We start from the raw sequence: 18,041 nt of genomic DNA, 5'->3' as shown, positions 1-18,041 counted from the left end.
CATATTACTACAATGAAGTTAAAGATTTTAGCGAAAAGAGTGAATACAATGAAAAAGATAGAAGATACAAGAGTAGTTGTTGGAATGTCCGGAGGAGTAGACTCTTCCGTGGCCGCATATCTACTGAAAGAACAAGGCTATGATGTCATCGGCATTTTCATGAAAAACTGGGATGACACCGATGAATTTGGTATGTGTACTGCCACAGAGGATTATGAAGACGTTATAAAAGTTTGCAATCAAATTGGAATTCCTTATTATGCGGTTAACTTTGAAAAACAATATTGGGACAAGGTTTTCACTTACTTTTTAGAAGAATATAAAGCAGGTAGAACTCCTAACCCAGATGTTATGTGTAATAAAGAAATTAAATTTAAAGCCTTTTTAGAGCATGCTTTGGCATTAGGAGCAGATTACTTGGCAACAGGTCACTATGCACAAGTAGAAGTTCGTGATGGGCAAACTCGTATGCTGCGTGGAAGAGATAATAATAAAGATCAAACGTATTTCTTAAACCAATTAAATCAAGAACAATTAGAAAAAGTAATGTTCCCAATTGGCCATTTAGAAAAGAAAAAAGTCCGTGAAATTGCATTAGAGCAAGGTCTTGCTACTGCGACGAAAAAAGATTCTACTGGTATTTGTTTCATTGGTGAAAGAAACTTCAAGGAATTTTTGAGCCAGTATTTACCTGCACAACAAGGTACCATGGAAACAATGGATGGAAAAGTAATGGGACAGCATGATGGATTGATGTATTATACAATTGGTCAACGCCATGGTTTAGGAATTGGTGGTTCAGGTGATCCTTGGTTCGTTATTGGGAAAGATTTGGACAGAAATGTTCTTCTAGTTGGGCAAAATATTAACAATGATGCATTGTTTTCGACAAGCCTAACAGCAACCGATTTATCTTTTACAACAACATTAGAAAAACCGCAATCTTTCCAAGCAACGGCGAAATTCCGTTATCGTCAAGAGGATGTAGGTGTACACGTGGAGTTGATCGATACTAATCGAGTTCGAGTTATATTTGACGAGCCAGTACGTGCTATTACACCAGGACAGGCTGTAGTATTCTACCAGGGTGATGAATGTTTAGGTGGAGCTACAATTGATGAAGTATTCAAAGATGGCCTTAAACTGGATTATGTTGGATAACTGGAGGTAATAACATGAACTATAACGAATTAGGAATTCAAGCTATACAAGAAGAAAATTACGAAAAAGCGGTAGAGCTTTTTACGAAAGCTATTGAAGAAAATCCGGATGAGGCAATTGGTTATATTAATTTTGGAAATCTTTTGTCCTCGATGAATGAAGATGACAGAGCAGAGAAGTTTTTCCAAAAAGCGATTACCTTAGATGAAGGTGCTGCAACAGCCTATTATAGTCTAGCAAACTTATACTATAATGCTGAGCGATTTGAGGAAGCAGCTAAGTTATATGAAAAAGCAATTGCAAGTGGTATTGAAGGACCAGATGCATACTATATGCTTGGCAAGAGTCTTGAAAAAGAAGGGCTAACAAAGTTGTCCCTACCATATTTACAAAGAGCATTTGAGCTAGCACCTGAGGATATTCAGGTGAAATTATCTTATGGCATTGCACTTGCTAGCTTAGAGATGTTTGAACAAGCAGAACCAGTTTTTAAAGAAATAGTAGATATGGATGCAGAAAATGCAGATGCTCACTATAATCTAGGTGTTTTATATGCAGTTTCTACATCTAACACGGAAGCTGCACTATCCCATTTAAAAGAAGCTTTTACGCTTCAACCTAATTATGACCAAGCACGATATGTGTACGACATGATTTCCCTACGCAATTAATGAAACTTTGGAGGCGGTAGTATGACCAACGAGATAAATAATGACAAACAATTTATTACAGGTCGTCCTATCGTTTCGATTTTTCATAACCCTCAAAACTTATTTTCTATCATAAAAGTAAAAATCAAGTCCACAAACACTACATACACAGACAAAGAAGTAATTGTATCTGGTTATTTCCCTCCATTAGTACTGGAAGACCCATATAAATTCATTGGTTATATAAAAAATCATCCTAAATATGGCACTCAATTCCAAGTAGAAACATTTCAAAAAGAAGTGCCAGCGACAGAGCAAGGAATCATTCATTACCTCTCGAGTGACATGTTCACAGGTATTGGTCGTAAAACAGCAGAACAAATTGTAAAAAAACTCGGACCAAACGCTATTAACAAAATATTAGATGACCCAGAAGCATTGGATGTAGTGCCTCGTCTTTCTGAAGAGAAAAAACAAACACTACGGGCCGTTTTAGAACAAAATTTAGGCTTGGAAAAAGTGATGATTCAACTCAACGAATGGGGATTTGGACCTCAAATAGCTATGAAAATCTATCAAGCCTATAGAGAAGAAACGCTCACTGTTCTTACTAAAAATCCGTTCCGCTTAATCGAAGAGGTTGAGGGAGTAGGTTTTGTTAAAGCTGACGAGCTCGGCTATAAATTAGGTATTCAAGGAAATCACCCGGATCGTATTAAGGCAGCAATATATCACCTACTTCAAACAGCATCGTTAGGAGAAGGTCATGTATTTTTATATGCAGAGCAATTATTAGAATCTGTTAAACAACTATTAGAAAATGCTCAGCGTGAAGAGATACCGTATGAAGCAATTACTAAATGCTGCATTGAACTTGCGGAAGAAAGCCGGATTGTCGGAGAAGTGAATCGTTTCTATATTCCATCTTTATATTATTCCGAAGTTGGAATTGGTTCTAAAATTGAAACGCTTCTAGCTGAAAATGATACGCATCATCAATTTCCTCTAGCAGAGATGAAAAAGCATCTTGGAGGTATTGAAGAACGTTTAGGGGTGCAATATGCCCCGACTCAGATTAATGCGATTGAAACAGCGTTAAATGCAAGTATGACCTTGCTAACAGGAGGTCCCGGTACAGGTAAAACAACTGTTGTGCGAGGAATCGTGGAACTTTATGCAGAGCTTCATGGGCTTTCGCTGGATCCGAAGGAGTGGGCAAAAGACAAGAAACCATTTCCTATAGTTTTGGCTGCGCCAACTGGTAGAGCGGCCAAACGCCTAAGCGAATCAACGGAATTACCAGCTATGACTATTCATAGATTATTAGGCTTTACTGGTCAAGAGGATGCAGATGTAGAAGGCAAAGAAATAGAAGGTAAACTAATTATTATTGATGAAACATCTATGTTAGATACCTGGTTAGGACATCAATTATTAAAGGCTATTCCAAAAGATGCCCAAGTTATTTTTGTTGGGGACCAAGACCAACTCCCACCGGTAGGACCTGGGCAGGTATTAAAGGATTTGCTTGCTTCTAAACGAATTCCTACAGTCGAACTTAAAGATATTTACCGACAAGCAGAAGGGTCCTCGATTATAGAACTAGCCCATGAGATGAAGCAAGGGATGGTCCCGGCAACTCTATTGGACAAGACAAAGGATCGTTCCTTCATTAAGGCTTCTACCGATCAAATTCCCAAAGTGGTGGAGCAAGTATTAAAAAGTGCATTATCCAAAGGACATTCCATACGAGATATGCAAGTATTAGCACCTATGTATAGAGGTCCAGCAGGTATTGATGCACTCAACAAAATGATTCAAGAAATGGTCAACCCAAATACGGATGGAAAGCGAAAAGAAATGGTTTTTGGTGAAACTATCTATCGTATTGGAGATAAAGTACTTCAATTAGTCAATCAGCCAGAGAGTCATGTGTTTAATGGAGATATGGGGGAAGTCATTAGTATTTTCAGGGCTGCTGAAACTGTCGAGAAAAAAGAAATGTTAATTGTTTCATTTGATGGCAATGAAGTAACCTACGAAAAAAATGATTTAAATCAGCTCACTTTAGCTTATTGCTGCTCCGTTCATAAATCACAAGGTAGTGAATTTCAAACGGTTATCATGCCTATAACAAGAAGTTATATGAAGATGTTAAGACGAAATTTACTTTATACTGGAATTACACGAGCTAAAAACTTTCTCATTTTATGTGGAGATCCTGAAGTATTTAAATTCGGAGTTCAGAGAACTGACGATTTGCAGCGCTTGACTACGTTAAAAGACCGCTTGTCTAATGTGGAAGAATCAGAGCAAGAAGATAAAGAAATAGTAAAAGAATTAGAATCAGTTGGAGATCAAACTGAGTACACATACCTAACTGCAGAAAATTATCATAAGGTCGACCCCCTTTTTGGTATGAATGGTATTACACCATATCAATTTATGGATGCAGACAATTGACACAGGACGATTTGTTTTTTATAATCAATTGCATATAGTAAAATGTTGACGGAGAAAGTACTAATTGTTATCTGACTAGAGATGAATTCCTTGGCTGAAAGAATTCACTGACCTAACATTTAGGAAAGCTACTCCTGAGTACAGTTAAAACCTGTCGTTCGGCCGCGTTAAGGCTTCTTGAGAGACATAGTAGAACTCTATTATGTAACTAGGGTGGTACCGCGAAACAACAGCTTTCGTCCCTTTTTTAGGGATGAGGGCTTTTTTTATTTGTTTTGGCTTTTAGTGTTGTGTTGAAGGGAGCCAAGATAGACATTTCTAAACAGTAAGTTGCTATGTCATTTCTAATAAATGAATATCAACTACACTCTTTATTGATTGTAGTGAAAGGCGGAGGCCAACAGGATGTTGGTCACGAAGGCGTTGCCACACGAGGTGGCGCTTTTAGCCTTTGTTCCTCCGCCTGTAACGGAAATCAATAGTACCGAAAGCCAATCTGAATAATTAAATCATCAACGTCTACCAATCACAAATACAAATTATTAGGAGGAATTCACATGAAACAATTAACAGGTGCTCAAATTAGACAAATGTATTTAGACTTTTTTATCGAAAAAGGTCATTCCCAGGAACCATCAGCTCCACTTGTACCAATCAACGATCCATCTTTACTTTGGATCAACAGTGGTGTAGCGACATTAAAAAAATATTTTGATGGACGTGTTGTTCCTGAAAATCCACGGATTACAAATGCGCAAAAGTCTATCCGCACAAACGATATTGAGAACGTCGGAAAAACAGCAAGACATCATACTTTCTTTGAAATGCTAGGAAACTTTTCTATTGGCGACTATTTTAAAAAAGAAGCAATCCATTATGCGTGGGAGTTTTTAACAGATTCTAAATGGATAGCTTTTGAACCGGAGAAGTTATCTATTACAATTCATCCAGAAGATGAAGAAGCGTATAATATTTGGAAGGATGAAATTGGTATTCCAGAAGAAAGACTTATACGTTTAGAAGGTAACTTCTGGGATATTGGGGAAGGGCCAAGTGGTCCAAACTCTGAGATTTTCTATGATCGTGGAGAAAGCTACGGTAATGACTTGAACGATCCTGAGCTGTATCCCGGTGGGGAAAATGAACGTTATTTGGAAATTTGGAATTTAGTGTTCTCCGAATTCAACCATAATCCAGACAATACGTATACACCTTTACCAAAACAAAATATTGATACTGGTATGGGACTTGAGCGTATAACAAGTGTGGTACAAGATGTACCAACAAACTTTGATACCGATTTATTTATGCCAATTATTCGTCAAACAGAAACAATTTCTGGTAAAGCATATCGTTTAAATGACGAACATGATACAGCATTTAAAGTAATTGCAGACCATATTCGTACAGTTGCTTTTGCTATTGGTGATGGTGCATTACCATCAAATGAAGGAAGAGGCTATGTACTTAGAAGATTACTTCGCAGAGCTGTTCGTTTTGCAAAACAATTAGGGATAGAAAAACCATTTTTACATGAACTTGTTCCTGTAGTAGGAGAAATAATGCAAGATTTTTATCCAGAAGTTACAGAAAAACAAGATTTCATCATGCGTGTTATTAAAAATGAAGAAGAAAGATTCCATGAAACACTTCATGATGGCCTAGCAATTTTAGAAAAAGTTATTGAAGAACAGCAAGCTAAAGGTGAATCCTACATCCCAGGAACTACAACATTTACTTTATATGATACGTACGGATTCCCAATTGAATTAACGGAAGAATATGCAGAAGAAGCAAATATGATCGTTGACCATGAAGGGTTCAAGTCGGAAATGGAAGCTCAACGTGCTCGTGCTCGTGCAGCTCGTCAAAATGTAGATTCTATGCAGGTCCAATCAGAAGTGTTTGGAAATCTGCATGATGAAAGTGAATTTGTTGGATACGATATGATGAGCGTTTCGACGAAAGTTACATCAATTGTTCGTGACCAAGTATTAGTCAAAACAGCTCATGAAGGGGAAGAAGTTAAAGTAGTATTAACCAAAACACCTTTCTACGCTGAGAGTGGTGGGCAAATTGCCGATCATGGTGTCATTCAAAATGATACATTTAAAGGATACGTAAAAGATGTTCAGAAAGCTCCTAATGGACAAAATTTGCACACAGTAGTTATTGAATCTGGAGAAATTATTACAGATGCTGAAGTTGAAGCAACTGTCGACAATTCTCTTCGTGGACATACGATTAAAAATCACTCAGCTACACATATTTTACATCAAGCATTGAAAGATGTATTAGGAACTCATGTAAACCAAGCTGGTTCTTATGTTGGCCCTGATCGTTTACGTTTTGACTTTTCTCATTTTGGACAAGTAACAAAAGAAGAGCTTGAACAAATTGAACGTATAGTAAATGAGAAAGTGTGGGATAATATCCCGGTGGCTACTGGTTTCCATAATATTGATGAAGCAAAACAAATGGGAGCAATGGCATTATTCGGCGAAAAATATGGCGATATTGTAAGAGTCGTAAAAATGGGAGATTTCTCATTAGAGCTATGCGGTGGTATTCACGTTCAAAATACTTCAGAAATTGGATTCTTTAAAATAATTTCAGAAAGTGGAATCGGAGCAGGTACTAGACGTATTGAAGCCGTTACTGGTAAAGGTGCTTATGAAATAGTCAAAGAAGAAGAACATATGTTAAACGAAGCAGCAAATTTATTGAAAGCACAACCAAAAGAATTGGTTAATAAGGTGAGTCAAACATTACAAGAGCTAAAAAATGTTCAAAAAGACAATGAGTCACTTTCTGCGAAAATAGCGAATAGCCAAGCATCATCTGTATTGTCTTCGGCTCAAAAAGTGAATAGTGTAACTGTTTTATCCGTGAAAGTTGACGCGAAGGATAATAACCAATTGCGACAAATGATGGACGATTTAAAACAAAAGCTAGAGAAAGCGGTCATAGTTTTAGGTGCAGTTGATGGGGATAAAGTAATGATTTCCGCAGGAGTAACAAAGGATATTGTTGGTGGAAATTATCATGCGGGAAATATCGTCAAACTAGTGGCAGAGCAATGCGGAGGTAAAGGGGGAGGTCGTCCAGACTTTGCAATGGCTGGTGCTAAAGATGCAAGCAAACTAGAAGCTGCTTTAAGTTCTGTATTGGATTATATTAAATCTCTTTAAACTATTTCCAAAATAGGGTATACTAAGACAATAGATACATTAGTTTACTCACAACAAGTGGAAAGCGAGGTGCTGATCATGAGCTCTTTTGATAAAACGATGAAATTTAATTTCCCTGAAGAATCGATGGAACAAGAAGTAAAACATGTGATGATACAAGTTCACTCTGCACTAGAAGAAAAAGGGTATAATTCTATCAATCAAATTGTAGGCTATTTATTGTCAGGTGATCCAGCTTATATTCCTCGCCATCAAGATGCACGAAATATGATTCGAAAACTTGAACGAGATGAAATATTAGAAGAACTAGTGAAGTTTTATATTAAAAAAAATAATGAGGCTTAATGATGCGAATTATGGGGTTAGATGTTGGTTCTCGTACCGTTGGAGTGGCAATTAGTGATGCACTAGGTTGGACTGCACAAGGTATTGAAACGATAAAAATACATGAAGAAAATTTAGAATTTGGTCTAGAACGAATTGATGAACTCGTAAAAGAGCATAATGTAACAGAATTTGTAGTAGGTTTTCCTAAAAACATGAATAATTCTATTGGTCCACGTGCTGAGGCGTCCGAACAATATGCCAAGCTATTAACCGAGAAATATCATTTCCCTGTAACTTTATGGGATGAACGATTGACAACGATGGCTGCAGAACGTATGTTAATAGATGCTGATGTAAGCCGAAAGAAACGTAAGCTAGTGATCGACAAGATGGCTGCTGTAATGATCTTACAGGGCTATCTTGATAGAAAAAATAGATGAGGTGACTGCAAATGGACCACGGTCAAGAAAATATTACAATTGTAGATGAGAATGGAAATGAGCAACTTTGCAACGTACTTTTCACATTTGAATCAGATGAATATGGAAAATCTTATGTACTATATTATCCAATAGGAGCAGAAGAAGATGAAAATGAAGAAATCGAAATTCATGCATCATCCTTCACTCCGAATGAAGATGGAGAAGACGGAGAGTTACTTCCAGTCGAGTCTGATGCTGAATGGGATATGATCGAAGAAATGTTAAGTACATTTTTAGATGAGCAAGAAGACGAAGAAGACGAAGATTAAGATAATCTATTCAAGGTGGATGAGGGAAGCCTCATTCACCTTTTTCTTCGTTGAGAAAAGTTTCTTTATTTTGCGACAAGCTTTGCGCAGGAGCACCACGATGTCGCGTACATAGACTGTCATCCCTGCGATGAATAGGAAAGTATATTTTCTCTAGTTATCCAAAAACGCACTTTCCTGTTTCTAAGAATTGCAGGAGGTCAACGGACAGGCAAACGTCACAATCAACCAGCATCCCTAAAATTCAATCGGTAATAATATCGCGAAATGTCTGTCCAAAGCCCTTCGAAAACAATAGAAACAGGCTTCTGCTTAGATGTTACTTGTGCTTTTGTTCTTTTATATGTTTTCTTGTATAATGAGATTGATAAAGGGGGAGAACCCGTGGGAAATGAGACAAAAAAAGATATTATGTTTAAAAAAATGAAAAATAAGAAAAAAGAAGTGAAACTTGTTAGAAAAATTGTTTTAATAATTACGTTTCTAATAATCATCGTAGGGGGTATTGGTGGCTTAGTTGTCTATAACTTTGTAGAGTCAGCTCTACTACCATTGGATCCTAATTCTGAAGAGACCATAACAGTGGACATCCCAATCGGATCAGGATTAGATACTATCTCCAGTGAATTAGAGGAAAGTGGAGTTATTAAAAACGCCAAAATCTTCAAGTATTATGCAAAGTTCAACAATGAATCTCAATTTCAGGCTGGGGAGTATAGTTTAACGAAGGCAATGACTTTAGATGAAATTATTGAAAGCTTAAAAACTGGTAAAGTATACAGAGAACCAATTTTATCCCTGACTATTCCTGAAGGATTAACACTCGAGCAAATTGGACAAGTAGTTGAAAAGAATACAAACCATTCTGCAGATGATTTCTTTGCGCTTGTAACAAGCGAAGAATTTGTGGACAGAATGATGATCAAATATCCAAATATATTAGGAGCAGAGATTAAAGGAGAAAATGTGCGCTATGCATTAGAAGGATATCTTTTTCCGGCGACCTATCCATTTTTCGAGGAAAATCCTTCTATTGAGACGATAGTAGATACAATGCTTGCTAATACGGATAAAGTAGTAACTTCGTACGTAGACCTATTGCAAGCAGAGGAAAAATCAGTTCACTGGCTACTAACTTTTGCATCTTTGTTAGAGGAAGAGGCTACAGCCCAAACAGATCGAGCGACGATTGCAAGTGTCTTTTATAACCGTATAGAAGAAGGTATGCCTTTACAAACAGATCCAACTGTCCTATATGCGAAGGGTACACATAAAGATCGTGTGTTGTTTGAAGACTTAGAGTTTGATAACCCTTATAATACGTATCAAAATACAGGGTTACCACCCGGACCAATAGCAAATGCTGGTAAATCATCTATCGAAGCTACACTTGATCCAAGTGATACAGATTATTTTTACTTCTTAGCAGACAAAGAAGGAACTAATCACTTTTCTGTAACTTATGATGAACATCTTCAAAAAATTGACGAATTTTTAAAATAATAATGGTGCAGGAGAGGGAGTGTTGTCGCATTCCTTCTCCTGCTATGTTATTATAAGAGTTGTTTTTTTACAGAATAGGAATTACTATTTTATTGACCTAAAGGGGTTAGTTAGATGAATATTAGTGATGATTTTTTGAAGGATCTGATTAAACCTAGATCCGCTATTTTTTTGGAAATGGAGCAATATGCAAAAGATAATCATGTGCCTATTATGCAACTGATGGGTATGGAATCATTATTGCAACTTCTTTCTTTACAAAAACCCAACTCTATTTTAGAGCTAGGAACTGCGATTGGTTACTCTTCTATGCGTATGGCGACTAAACTTGAAGAAGCATCTATTGTGACTATTGAGCGAGATGAAGCTAAGGCAGAACTAGCTAAAGATTATATGCAACGGGCAGATTTACAACATCGTATTCAAGTAATTATAGGAGATGCGTTAGAGATTTCAGCAACAGAGCTGGGAGATTTAACTTTTGATGCTATCTTTATTGATGCAGCGAAAGGCCAATACAAAAACTTCTTCGAAAAATATGCCCCATTTTTGAATGATGGCGGCGTTATTTATTGTGATAATTTATTGTTAAATGGATTGTCCGAATTACCGATGAATGAAGTGCCGAGAAGAAAAAGAACGATGGTCCGAAACCAGCATCAATTCATGGAGTGGCTGATGAATCATCCGGATTATGATACAGCATTCCTACCTGTTGGAGATGGTATGTTAGTAAGTATTAAGAGGTGAAAGATATGAACAAAACAGAATTATTGGTTACACCTGCAAGTATTAGTCATTTAGAAGAATTAATGGTAGCTGGAGCTGATGCTTTCTTAGTTGGTGAACAGTTTTTTGGTCTTAGACTTCCAGGAGAATTCACATTAGAAGAAATTGCAACAGCAAGAGTTCTCACATCCAAACAAAACAAAAAGTTATATGTTGCGATGAACGCTCTGTTCCATAACGATAAACTGGAAGCACTGGCTCCTTACATGAAAAGACTTCAAGAGATTGGTGTAGACGGTATTGTGTTTGGAGATCCGGCTGTCATTATCGCTAGACGTGAAGCAGAGGTAACTATTCCCCTACATTGGAATACGGAACAAACTGCAACCAACTATTTTACAGCGAATTACTGGGGAAAACGTGGTTCTACTAGAGCTGTCCTTGCAAGAGAACTAAGTCTTGATGAGGCAGTGGAAGTAAAAGAAAATGCGGCGGTTCAAGTAGAAGTTCAAGTACATGGAATGACTTGTATTTTTCAATCGAAGCGTTCACTTTTAGGGAATTATTTCTTATTCCAAGAAAAAGCATTGGAAGTAGAGAATCGCTCAAAAAACAAAAATATGTTCTTACATGACAAAGAACGTTCCAATAAATACCCGATATATGAAGACAGCAATGGAACGCATATTTTCAGTCCAAATGATATGTGTATGATAGATGAACTAGATGAGTTATTAGATGCTGAAATTGATAGTTTGAAAATAGATGGAATCCTACAAGACCCTTCCTATGTAACGGCTGTTACAGGCTACTACCGTCAAGCTATCGATGCTTATTATGAATCGAGGGCAGCTTATAAAGCTTGCAAAAAAGTGTTGTTTAACAAGATAGAAGAAATTCAGCCAGCATTAAGACCATTAGATACCGGCTTTTTCTTTAAAGAAACTGTGTATTAAGGAAGTTTGTTAGTGGTATTAATCAGTTAAGAAAGGGCGGGTTGTAATTGCTTAGTGCTAAAATAGATAAAATAAGTGAGCTAATTGACGGAAAGCGTGTTATAACAAAAAAACCTGAATTATTAGCACCTGCTGGCAGTTTAGAAAAGTTGAAAATTGCTGTGCATTATGGTGCCGATGCGGTATTTATAGGTGGGCGAGAATTCGGACTTCGTTCAAATGCGGGAAACTTTTCTATAGAGGAAATGCGTGAAGGAGTAGAATTCGCTAGTCGGTACGGTTCTAAAGTGTATGTGACCACTAATATATTCGCTCATAATGAAAATATGGATGGATTAGAAGAATACTTACAAGCTGTGGAATCTGCCGGAGTGACTGGTATTATTGTAGCTGACCCTTTAATAATCGAGACATGTCGAACCGTAGCGCCAAAGCTAGAGCTTCACCTGAGTACGCAACAATCCTTATCCAATTGGAAAGCTGTTCAGTATTGGAAAGAAGAAGGACTAAATCGAGTTGTACTTGCTCGTGAAACTAGTGGAGATGAAATTCAACTGATGAAAGAGAAGGTTGATATTGAAATTGAAACGTTTGTTCATGGCGCAATGTGTATTGCGTACAGTGGTAGATGTACACTTTCCAATCATATGACTGCCCGTGACTCGAATAGAGGCGGTTGCTGCCAATCCTGTCGTTGGGATTATGATTTGTATGAACAGACGACAGACGGACAAGAACAGGCGTTATTTACAGAAGATGATGTGCCATTTGCCATGAGTCCAAAAGATTTAAAGTTATTGGAGTCCATACCGCGATTAATAGAATTAGAAATCGACTCTTTAAAAGTGGAGGGTCGTATGAAGTCGATACACTATATCGCAACTGTCGTAAGTGTATATCGTAAAGTGATTGATGCATATTGTGCGGATCCTGAAAACTTTCAAATGCAACAAAGCTGGTTAGAGGAATTAGAAAAATGTGCAAATCGGGAAACAGACACAGCATTTTTTGAGGATGAACCTGGTTTTGAACAACAAATGTACAGGGTACATGATAAAAAATTGGGGTACGATTTTGTGGGACTTGTGTTAGAGTATAACGAAGAAACACAAATAGTTACATTGCAACAACGTAATTATTTCAAGCCTGGAGATAAAGTAGAGTTTTTTGGTCCAGAAATAGAAAACGTTGAGATGGTTATAAATGAGATTGTGGATGAAAAAGGACAGGTATTGGATGCAGCAAGACATCCATTGCAAGTTGTGCGATTTAAATGTCCAACAAAATTATATCCAAATAATATGATGAGAAAAGGGATGAAATAATGACGAAGAAAACTCCTCTTATCATTGGGATCACAGGTGGATCAGGATCAGGTAAAACGAGTGTAACGAACGCGATAAGTGAAGTATTTAAGAACCATTCAGTAGTAGTAATACAACAAGACTTTTATTATAAAGATCAAAGTCATTTGAAATTTGAGGAAAGACTTAATACAAATTATGATCATCCATTAGCTTTTGATAATGACTTATTACTTGAACATATTCACAATTTGTTAGACAATAAGGCAATTGAAAAGCCAGTATACGATTATGCAAAACATACTCGCTCTTCGGAAACGATTAAAATAGAGCCTAAAGACGTAATTATTTTAGAAGGTATATTAGTATTGGAAGACGAAAGACTTCGAAATATGATGAATATCAAATTATTTGTGGATACAGATGCAGATTTACGTATTATTCGTCGTGTATTACGTGATATTAACGAAAGAGGACGTACAGTAGACTCAGTTGTGGATCAGTACCTAAATGTAGTCCGTCCTATGCACAATCAATTTATCGAGCCGACTAAAAAGTATGCAGATGTCATTATTCCAGAAGGTGGCCAAAATGAAGTGGCTATCGATTTAATGGTAACAAAAATAAAAACTATTCTTGAAACGGATGTTATTGTATAATATGATGATTGAGATTGACAATAATTTCATGAAATTCATAACATTGTGATTAGATGCATATGAATGATACATGATAGAAGTTTTAAGTGTGTATTTAAAGGAGTGTATGGGAGTGTCAACAGAGAAACAATATCCAATGACCGTTGCTGGTAAACAAAAATTACAAGATGAATTAACGCATTTAATAACGGTTAAACGTAAAGAGGTAGTAGAACGTATTAAAATTGCTAGAAGTTTTGGTGATCTATCGGAGAACTCTGAATATGATTCAGCAAAAGAAGACCAAGCGTTTGTAGAGGGTAGAATTTCAACTCTAGAGTCAATGATTCGCAATGCAGTTATCATTGAAGGAGAAGGAAACAACGATACTGTTACGCTTGGTAAAACAGTAACATTTGTAGAGATTCCAGATGGTGATGAAGAAACTTACACAATCGTAGGTTCTGCAGAAGCTGATCCAATCGAAGGTCTAATATCGAATGATTCTCCAATTGCAAAAGGTTTAATCGGCAAGTCTACAGGAGATCGAGTTAAAATCCTTACTCCAGGTGGAGAAATGGACGTAGAAATAAAAACCATATCATAAAACGAAGAGGTAAACGAAACTGTTTACCTCTTTTTTGATAGCAAATAATGGATAAAATTATTCCGGTAATACCGTGTGACTATGCTGTGATGTTTCATCTGTAGCACTATTCCTCCAGAAGTTGTCGTTATGGGCTATAATAACAGTTTTAGGACGATTTCATATCATTTATGGGCTATCTGTAAGATTAGTGGATTTACCTAGATAAGAGATTTAGTAATTGTGTGAAAATGGTCTAGTTAAATTATTTCATGGATATCTATCGAACTATTTTTGAGATTGTTGAAACATAAACACTATTAATCTCGTCTATTTGTAGTATATTCTCTTATATAGAAGGAGGGATTTCATGCCAGAAAAAAATACGAAGTTTGACACGCGATTAGATCAACGAAATCACAAAAGAAAAAAGAATAATATTTTAAATATCCTAATAGGAATAGTAATTCTCCTAATTATCATAGTGACTGTAAGTATTGTTACAGGTGATGATGAGAAAGAAACTGCCAATACATCTAAAACTGAATCGTCTCTTCAAGAAGAAAATGAAGAAAATGAATCAGTAAAACAAGAGGAAGAAGTTGAATCCGAAGATGAAGTGGAGACTAGTACGGAATCCACAAATTCGACTTCGTCAAACGAAAATACAACTACAGAAAAAGAAGAGAATGTAAGCACAGATATAAATGAGACTGAAGCCGGTACTGTAACAACTGAGTCATCAGCCGATGCGAATGTGGAATCAGTTATTGTAGATTCTGGTTGGCAGCCTATTGGAACTGAGCAATCTGGTGACCACGTTTCCAGTTATGATAGTGAATCTGTAGACTGGGATGAAAAAGTTAAAGCATTAGCATATGCAGCTAATTTAGATACGTCCAATATGTATGTTAAATATATCGGTAATGGTGGAAGCCCTCAAAAATCCATAGGAACTGTCACTTCAAAGGATGGTAGTGAAATTTACCGTATATCCCTAGAATGGATCGATGGTGAAGGATGGAAACCAACAAAAAAAGAAAAACTTAATACATTAAAATAAGGCTCCGAATATATACCTAAAAAGAAAAGCTTCTTGACTTAAGAAGCTTTTTTCCTTATTTTTAAAGAAGTGCATTTTAGAGAGGGGCAGTTAATTATGAAAATAGCAATTATTGGTGCAATGGAAGAAGAAGTAGAGCTTCTGAGAAATGAAATTGAAAATCCTACAACAAAAACAATCGCAAACAGCGAATTTACAAACGGGACATACAAAAATCATGAAGTTGTTTTATTGAAAAGTGGTATAGGAAAAGTGAATGCGGCAATGACAACTTCGATATTATTAAGTGAATACAAACCTGATTATGTGATTAACACTGGTTCAGCAGGTGGTTATGATCCAAATCTAGAAGTAGGAGCTATCGTAATTTCAGATGAGGTAAGACATCATGATGTAGATGTAACCGCATTTGGCTATGAAATTGGCCAAGTACCTCAGCTTCCAGCAGCATTTAAAGCAGATGAGCACTTAATGAAATTAGCAGAGGATGCAGTATATGAAATAGGTGAACATCCGGCTGCAACGGGTTTAATCGCAACGGGTGATATCTTTATGCATGATCCGGCAAAAGTAGAACAAGTTCGTAATCAATTTCCACAAATGAAAGCTTGTGAAATGGAAGCTGCTGCAGTTGCACAAGTTTGTCATCAATTTGAAGTTCCTTTTGTCGTAATCCGTGCACTTTCTGATATTGCTGGAAAAGAGTCCTCTATCAGTTTTGATGAATTTTTACCGATTGCTGCAAAACATTCGACACAAGTAGTATTACATGTAATTGAAAACCTATAAGTTTGTCATTAATTTGCCATACTGATTAGTTTGACATATATTAATAATTCTCCTTTTATGTGCTATGATAAAGACATCAAGCGCTTACAATGTAAGAGGGGGAGATCGAATGTTATTTTTAATGGCGATGTCGGTTTTAGTAACAGCAGTTTTAGCATTTATCATGATCGCAGAGACAAGTGAAGATTAAACTTAGCTAAGCTCTTTTGGTGTTTGATACATCAAAAGAGTTTTTTTCATGGATATAGGATTGATACAGTTTAACTAGGGCGCGTTTTTCAATACGTGATACGTAGCTTCTAGATATTTTTAGTTGCTTAGATATATCTTTTTGAGTCATCGGCTCATGACCAAGTAATCCGTATCTTCGGATGATAATTTCTAGTTCCCTGTTTTCAAGTTGAGACAAATGTCTATATAAGCTATTAGTATCCTCTTCCTCTACCAGTTGTTCATCCGTGCTTTTATCGATACCTGGAAGCAGGTCTGTAATTTCTAAAGAGTGACCATCTTTATCCATACCAATGGGCTCATGTAAGGAAACGTCTTTTTGTACTTTCTTTAAAGACCGTAAATACATTAATATTTCATTTTCGATACATCTGGCTGCGTATGTGGCTAGTTTAGTTTTCTTCGTAGGAGTATAGCTATTGACAGCCTTCATCAGACCAATTGTTCCTATAGAGATATAATCATCTAATAGTTCATGTTTTGGATGAAATTTTTTTACCACATGGGCAACCAATCGCATATTTCGTTCGATCAGTTCGTCACGAGCAGATAAATCGCCGCCTAAAAAACGATCTAACATAACTTTTTCTTCTTCTGGAGTGAAGGGTTGATGAAATGCCTGGCCTTTCAAATAACCAAGAACGAGAGGGAATTCTACGAAGATGCTTACAAGGGCAGTCATTAGACCTGTAATGAGGTTCACCTCCATCTAGTTGTTAGACTAATATATGTCGAAAGCTGACAGAATATGAAAAAAGCGACCGCAAATTCGCAACCGCTTTTATCAAACGAAAGTATAAATTTTCCTTTTCATAAATCCAGAGTTCTAGGTATCTTACAAAATAAAAAAATTTAATACTGATGATTTCCGTTACAGGTTTGCACCATCCCTCACTTCAATCAAAGAATGGTGTAGTGCATAAATAGAAGATTTAACAGTCGTCGCTATGACAATAGAATTATTTTAGTAAAAGGGACAGCTATTCTCCATAAATTACCGAGAAAAAAGATGCTGATCGTGACGTCAGTCACAATCAGCATCACACAAAAATTAAACGGAAATAATTAGGTAATAGATCTGTTCAAAGCACTTCGAAAACGATAGATACAGGTTTTGACCTTAAAGACGCTTTTCCACTTAAACTTTTCTTAATGTAAATGTACTGATCATTAGTAATGCAAGAATGATGAATAAAAACATGTACGAGACAGATGGTACATATTCTATTGCAAAATATGATAGCGTTAAAATTACACCAGCTACAGTAATTGGTAGACCTGTAAAAAAACCATTTGGTTCAGATATATTAAATCGTGCGAGCCTGAAAGCACCACATGCTATATAGATGACAGTTATTATCATTCCAGTAACACTAAACTCTTGTAATACTAATGCATACATCAGTAATGCAGGAGCTATCCCGAATGAAATAATATCGCTCATGGAATCTAGTTGTTTGCCTAATTCTGATTCAAGATGAAATTTTCTTGCTACAATTCCATCAAATCTGTCTAAAAGGCCAGCTATAAATATAAATAATACACTAAACGTGTAATTTTCATTCATCGTTGTCATGATCGCTGCACCACCAAAAGCAAGATTGCCAATGGTGATCATATTCGCCGCATGTGATTTCAATTTTTTTACTGTTTGATACATTGCATTTTGTAAAAACATTGCAAATCACTCCTTTACAAA

At 36.5% G+C, this 18,041-nt stretch carries 17 protein-coding genes and 1 other annotated feature; of the genes, 15 read left to right on the top strand and 2 right to left on the bottom strand.

Annotated features, from left to right (window positions below):
* The first annotated feature begins 48 nt into the window (after window positions 1–48).
* From mnmA to mtnN, 15 genes are all read left to right on the top strand, one after another.
* Window positions 49–1,161: a tRNA 2-thiouridine(34) synthase MnmA gene (mnmA, locus tag ACN6MX_RS11700; RefSeq protein WP_419959089.1), complete on the top strand. Its 1,113-nt coding sequence runs from the start codon at window positions 49–51 to the stop codon at window positions 1,159–1,161.
* A gap of 14 nt (window positions 1,162–1,175) precedes the next feature.
* On the top strand, window positions 1,176–1,832 hold the full coding sequence (locus ACN6MX_RS11695; RefSeq protein ID WP_419959088.1) for a tetratricopeptide repeat protein: 657 nt from the start codon (window positions 1,176–1,178) through the stop codon (window positions 1,830–1,832).
* Between the two features lie 21 nt (window positions 1,833–1,853).
* Window positions 1,854–4,274 (top strand): ATP-dependent RecD-like DNA helicase, encoded by a 2,421-nt coding sequence (locus ACN6MX_RS11690; protein WP_419959087.1) that lies wholly within the window; start codon window positions 1,854–1,856, stop codon window positions 4,272–4,274.
* Window positions 4,275–4,310: 36 nt separating this feature from the next.
* Window positions 4,311–4,521, top strand: a binding site (T-box leader).
* Between the two features lie 310 nt (window positions 4,522–4,831).
* Window positions 4,832–7,465 (top strand): alanine--tRNA ligase, encoded by a 2,634-nt coding sequence (gene alaS / locus ACN6MX_RS11685; protein WP_419959086.1) that lies wholly within the window; start codon window positions 4,832–4,834, stop codon window positions 7,463–7,465.
* Window positions 7,466–7,543: 78 nt separating this feature from the next.
* Complete coding sequence (locus tag ACN6MX_RS11680; protein ID WP_090563918.1) at window positions 7,544–7,810, top strand: IreB family regulatory phosphoprotein; 267 nt, start codon at window positions 7,544–7,546, stop codon at window positions 7,808–7,810.
* Window positions 7,811–7,812: 2 nt separating this feature from the next.
* Window positions 7,813–8,232 (top strand): Holliday junction resolvase RuvX, encoded by a 420-nt coding sequence (ruvX, locus tag ACN6MX_RS11675; RefSeq protein WP_211896182.1) that lies wholly within the window; start codon window positions 7,813–7,815, stop codon window positions 8,230–8,232.
* Between the two features lie 11 nt (window positions 8,233–8,243).
* Window positions 8,244–8,543, top strand: a complete 300-nt coding sequence (locus ACN6MX_RS11670) for a DUF1292 domain-containing protein (RefSeq protein WP_419959085.1) — start codon at window positions 8,244–8,246, stop codon at window positions 8,541–8,543.
* Between the two features lie 384 nt (window positions 8,544–8,927).
* The gene (mltG, locus tag ACN6MX_RS11665; RefSeq protein WP_419959084.1) at window positions 8,928–10,046 is read left to right on the top strand and encodes an endolytic transglycosylase MltG; all 1,119 of its coding nucleotides are present in this window, start codon (window positions 8,928–8,930) and stop codon (window positions 10,044–10,046) included.
* Window positions 10,047–10,160: 114 nt separating this feature from the next.
* Window positions 10,161–10,796 (top strand): O-methyltransferase, encoded by a 636-nt coding sequence (locus ACN6MX_RS11660; protein ID WP_419959083.1) that lies wholly within the window; start codon window positions 10,161–10,163, stop codon window positions 10,794–10,796.
* A 5-nt stretch (window positions 10,797–10,801) separates the two neighbouring features.
* Entirely contained in the window at window positions 10,802–11,731 is a 930-nt protein-coding gene (locus ACN6MX_RS11655) for a peptidase U32 family protein (RefSeq protein ID WP_419959082.1), read from the top strand.
* 47 nt (window positions 11,732–11,778) lie between these two features.
* Entirely contained in the window at window positions 11,779–13,056 is a 1,278-nt protein-coding gene (locus ACN6MX_RS11650) for a peptidase U32 family protein (protein WP_419959081.1), read from the top strand.
* The gene (gene udk / locus ACN6MX_RS11645; protein ID WP_419959080.1) at window positions 13,056–13,694 is read left to right on the top strand and encodes a uridine kinase; all 639 of its coding nucleotides are present in this window, start codon (window positions 13,056–13,058) and stop codon (window positions 13,692–13,694) included. The genes ACN6MX_RS11650 and udk overlap by 1 nt, the downstream gene beginning before the upstream one ends.
* A 112-nt stretch (window positions 13,695–13,806) precedes the next feature.
* The gene (greA, locus tag ACN6MX_RS11640; RefSeq protein ID WP_093496139.1) at window positions 13,807–14,280 is read left to right on the top strand and encodes a transcription elongation factor GreA; all 474 of its coding nucleotides are present in this window, start codon (window positions 13,807–13,809) and stop codon (window positions 14,278–14,280) included.
* Between the two features lie 349 nt (window positions 14,281–14,629).
* Window positions 14,630–15,322, top strand: a complete 693-nt coding sequence (locus tag ACN6MX_RS11635; RefSeq protein ID WP_419959079.1) for a YrrS family protein — start codon at window positions 14,630–14,632, stop codon at window positions 15,320–15,322.
* Between the two features lie 96 nt (window positions 15,323–15,418).
* Window positions 15,419–16,111 carry a 5'-methylthioadenosine/S-adenosylhomocysteine nucleosidase gene (gene mtnN, locus ACN6MX_RS11630; protein WP_419959078.1) on the top strand — a complete coding sequence of 231 codons (693 nt, stop codon included), beginning with the start codon at window positions 15,419–15,421 and terminating at the stop codon, window positions 16,109–16,111.
* Between the two features lie 196 nt (window positions 16,112–16,307).
* On the opposite strand, the gene sigK is transcribed toward mtnN, so the two are convergent.
* Window positions 16,308–17,036: an RNA polymerase sporulation sigma factor SigK gene (sigK, locus tag ACN6MX_RS11625; protein ID WP_419962611.1), complete on the bottom strand. Its 729-nt coding sequence runs from the start codon at window positions 17,034–17,036 to the stop codon at window positions 16,308–16,310.
* A gap of 444 nt (window positions 17,037–17,480) precedes the next feature.
* Window positions 17,481–18,020, bottom strand: a complete 540-nt coding sequence (pssA, locus tag ACN6MX_RS11620; protein ID WP_419959077.1) for a CDP-diacylglycerol--serine O-phosphatidyltransferase — start codon at window positions 18,018–18,020, stop codon at window positions 17,481–17,483.
* Between the last annotated feature and the right edge of the window lie 21 nt (window positions 18,021–18,041).

The organism is Psychrobacillus sp. BM2, assembly GCF_048572895.1.
GTDB lineage: Bacteria > Bacillota > Bacilli > Bacillales_A > Planococcaceae > Psychrobacillus.
The sequence above is the reverse complement of the archived record's forward strand: the minus strand, read 5'-3'. Positions and strand labels throughout refer to the sequence as shown.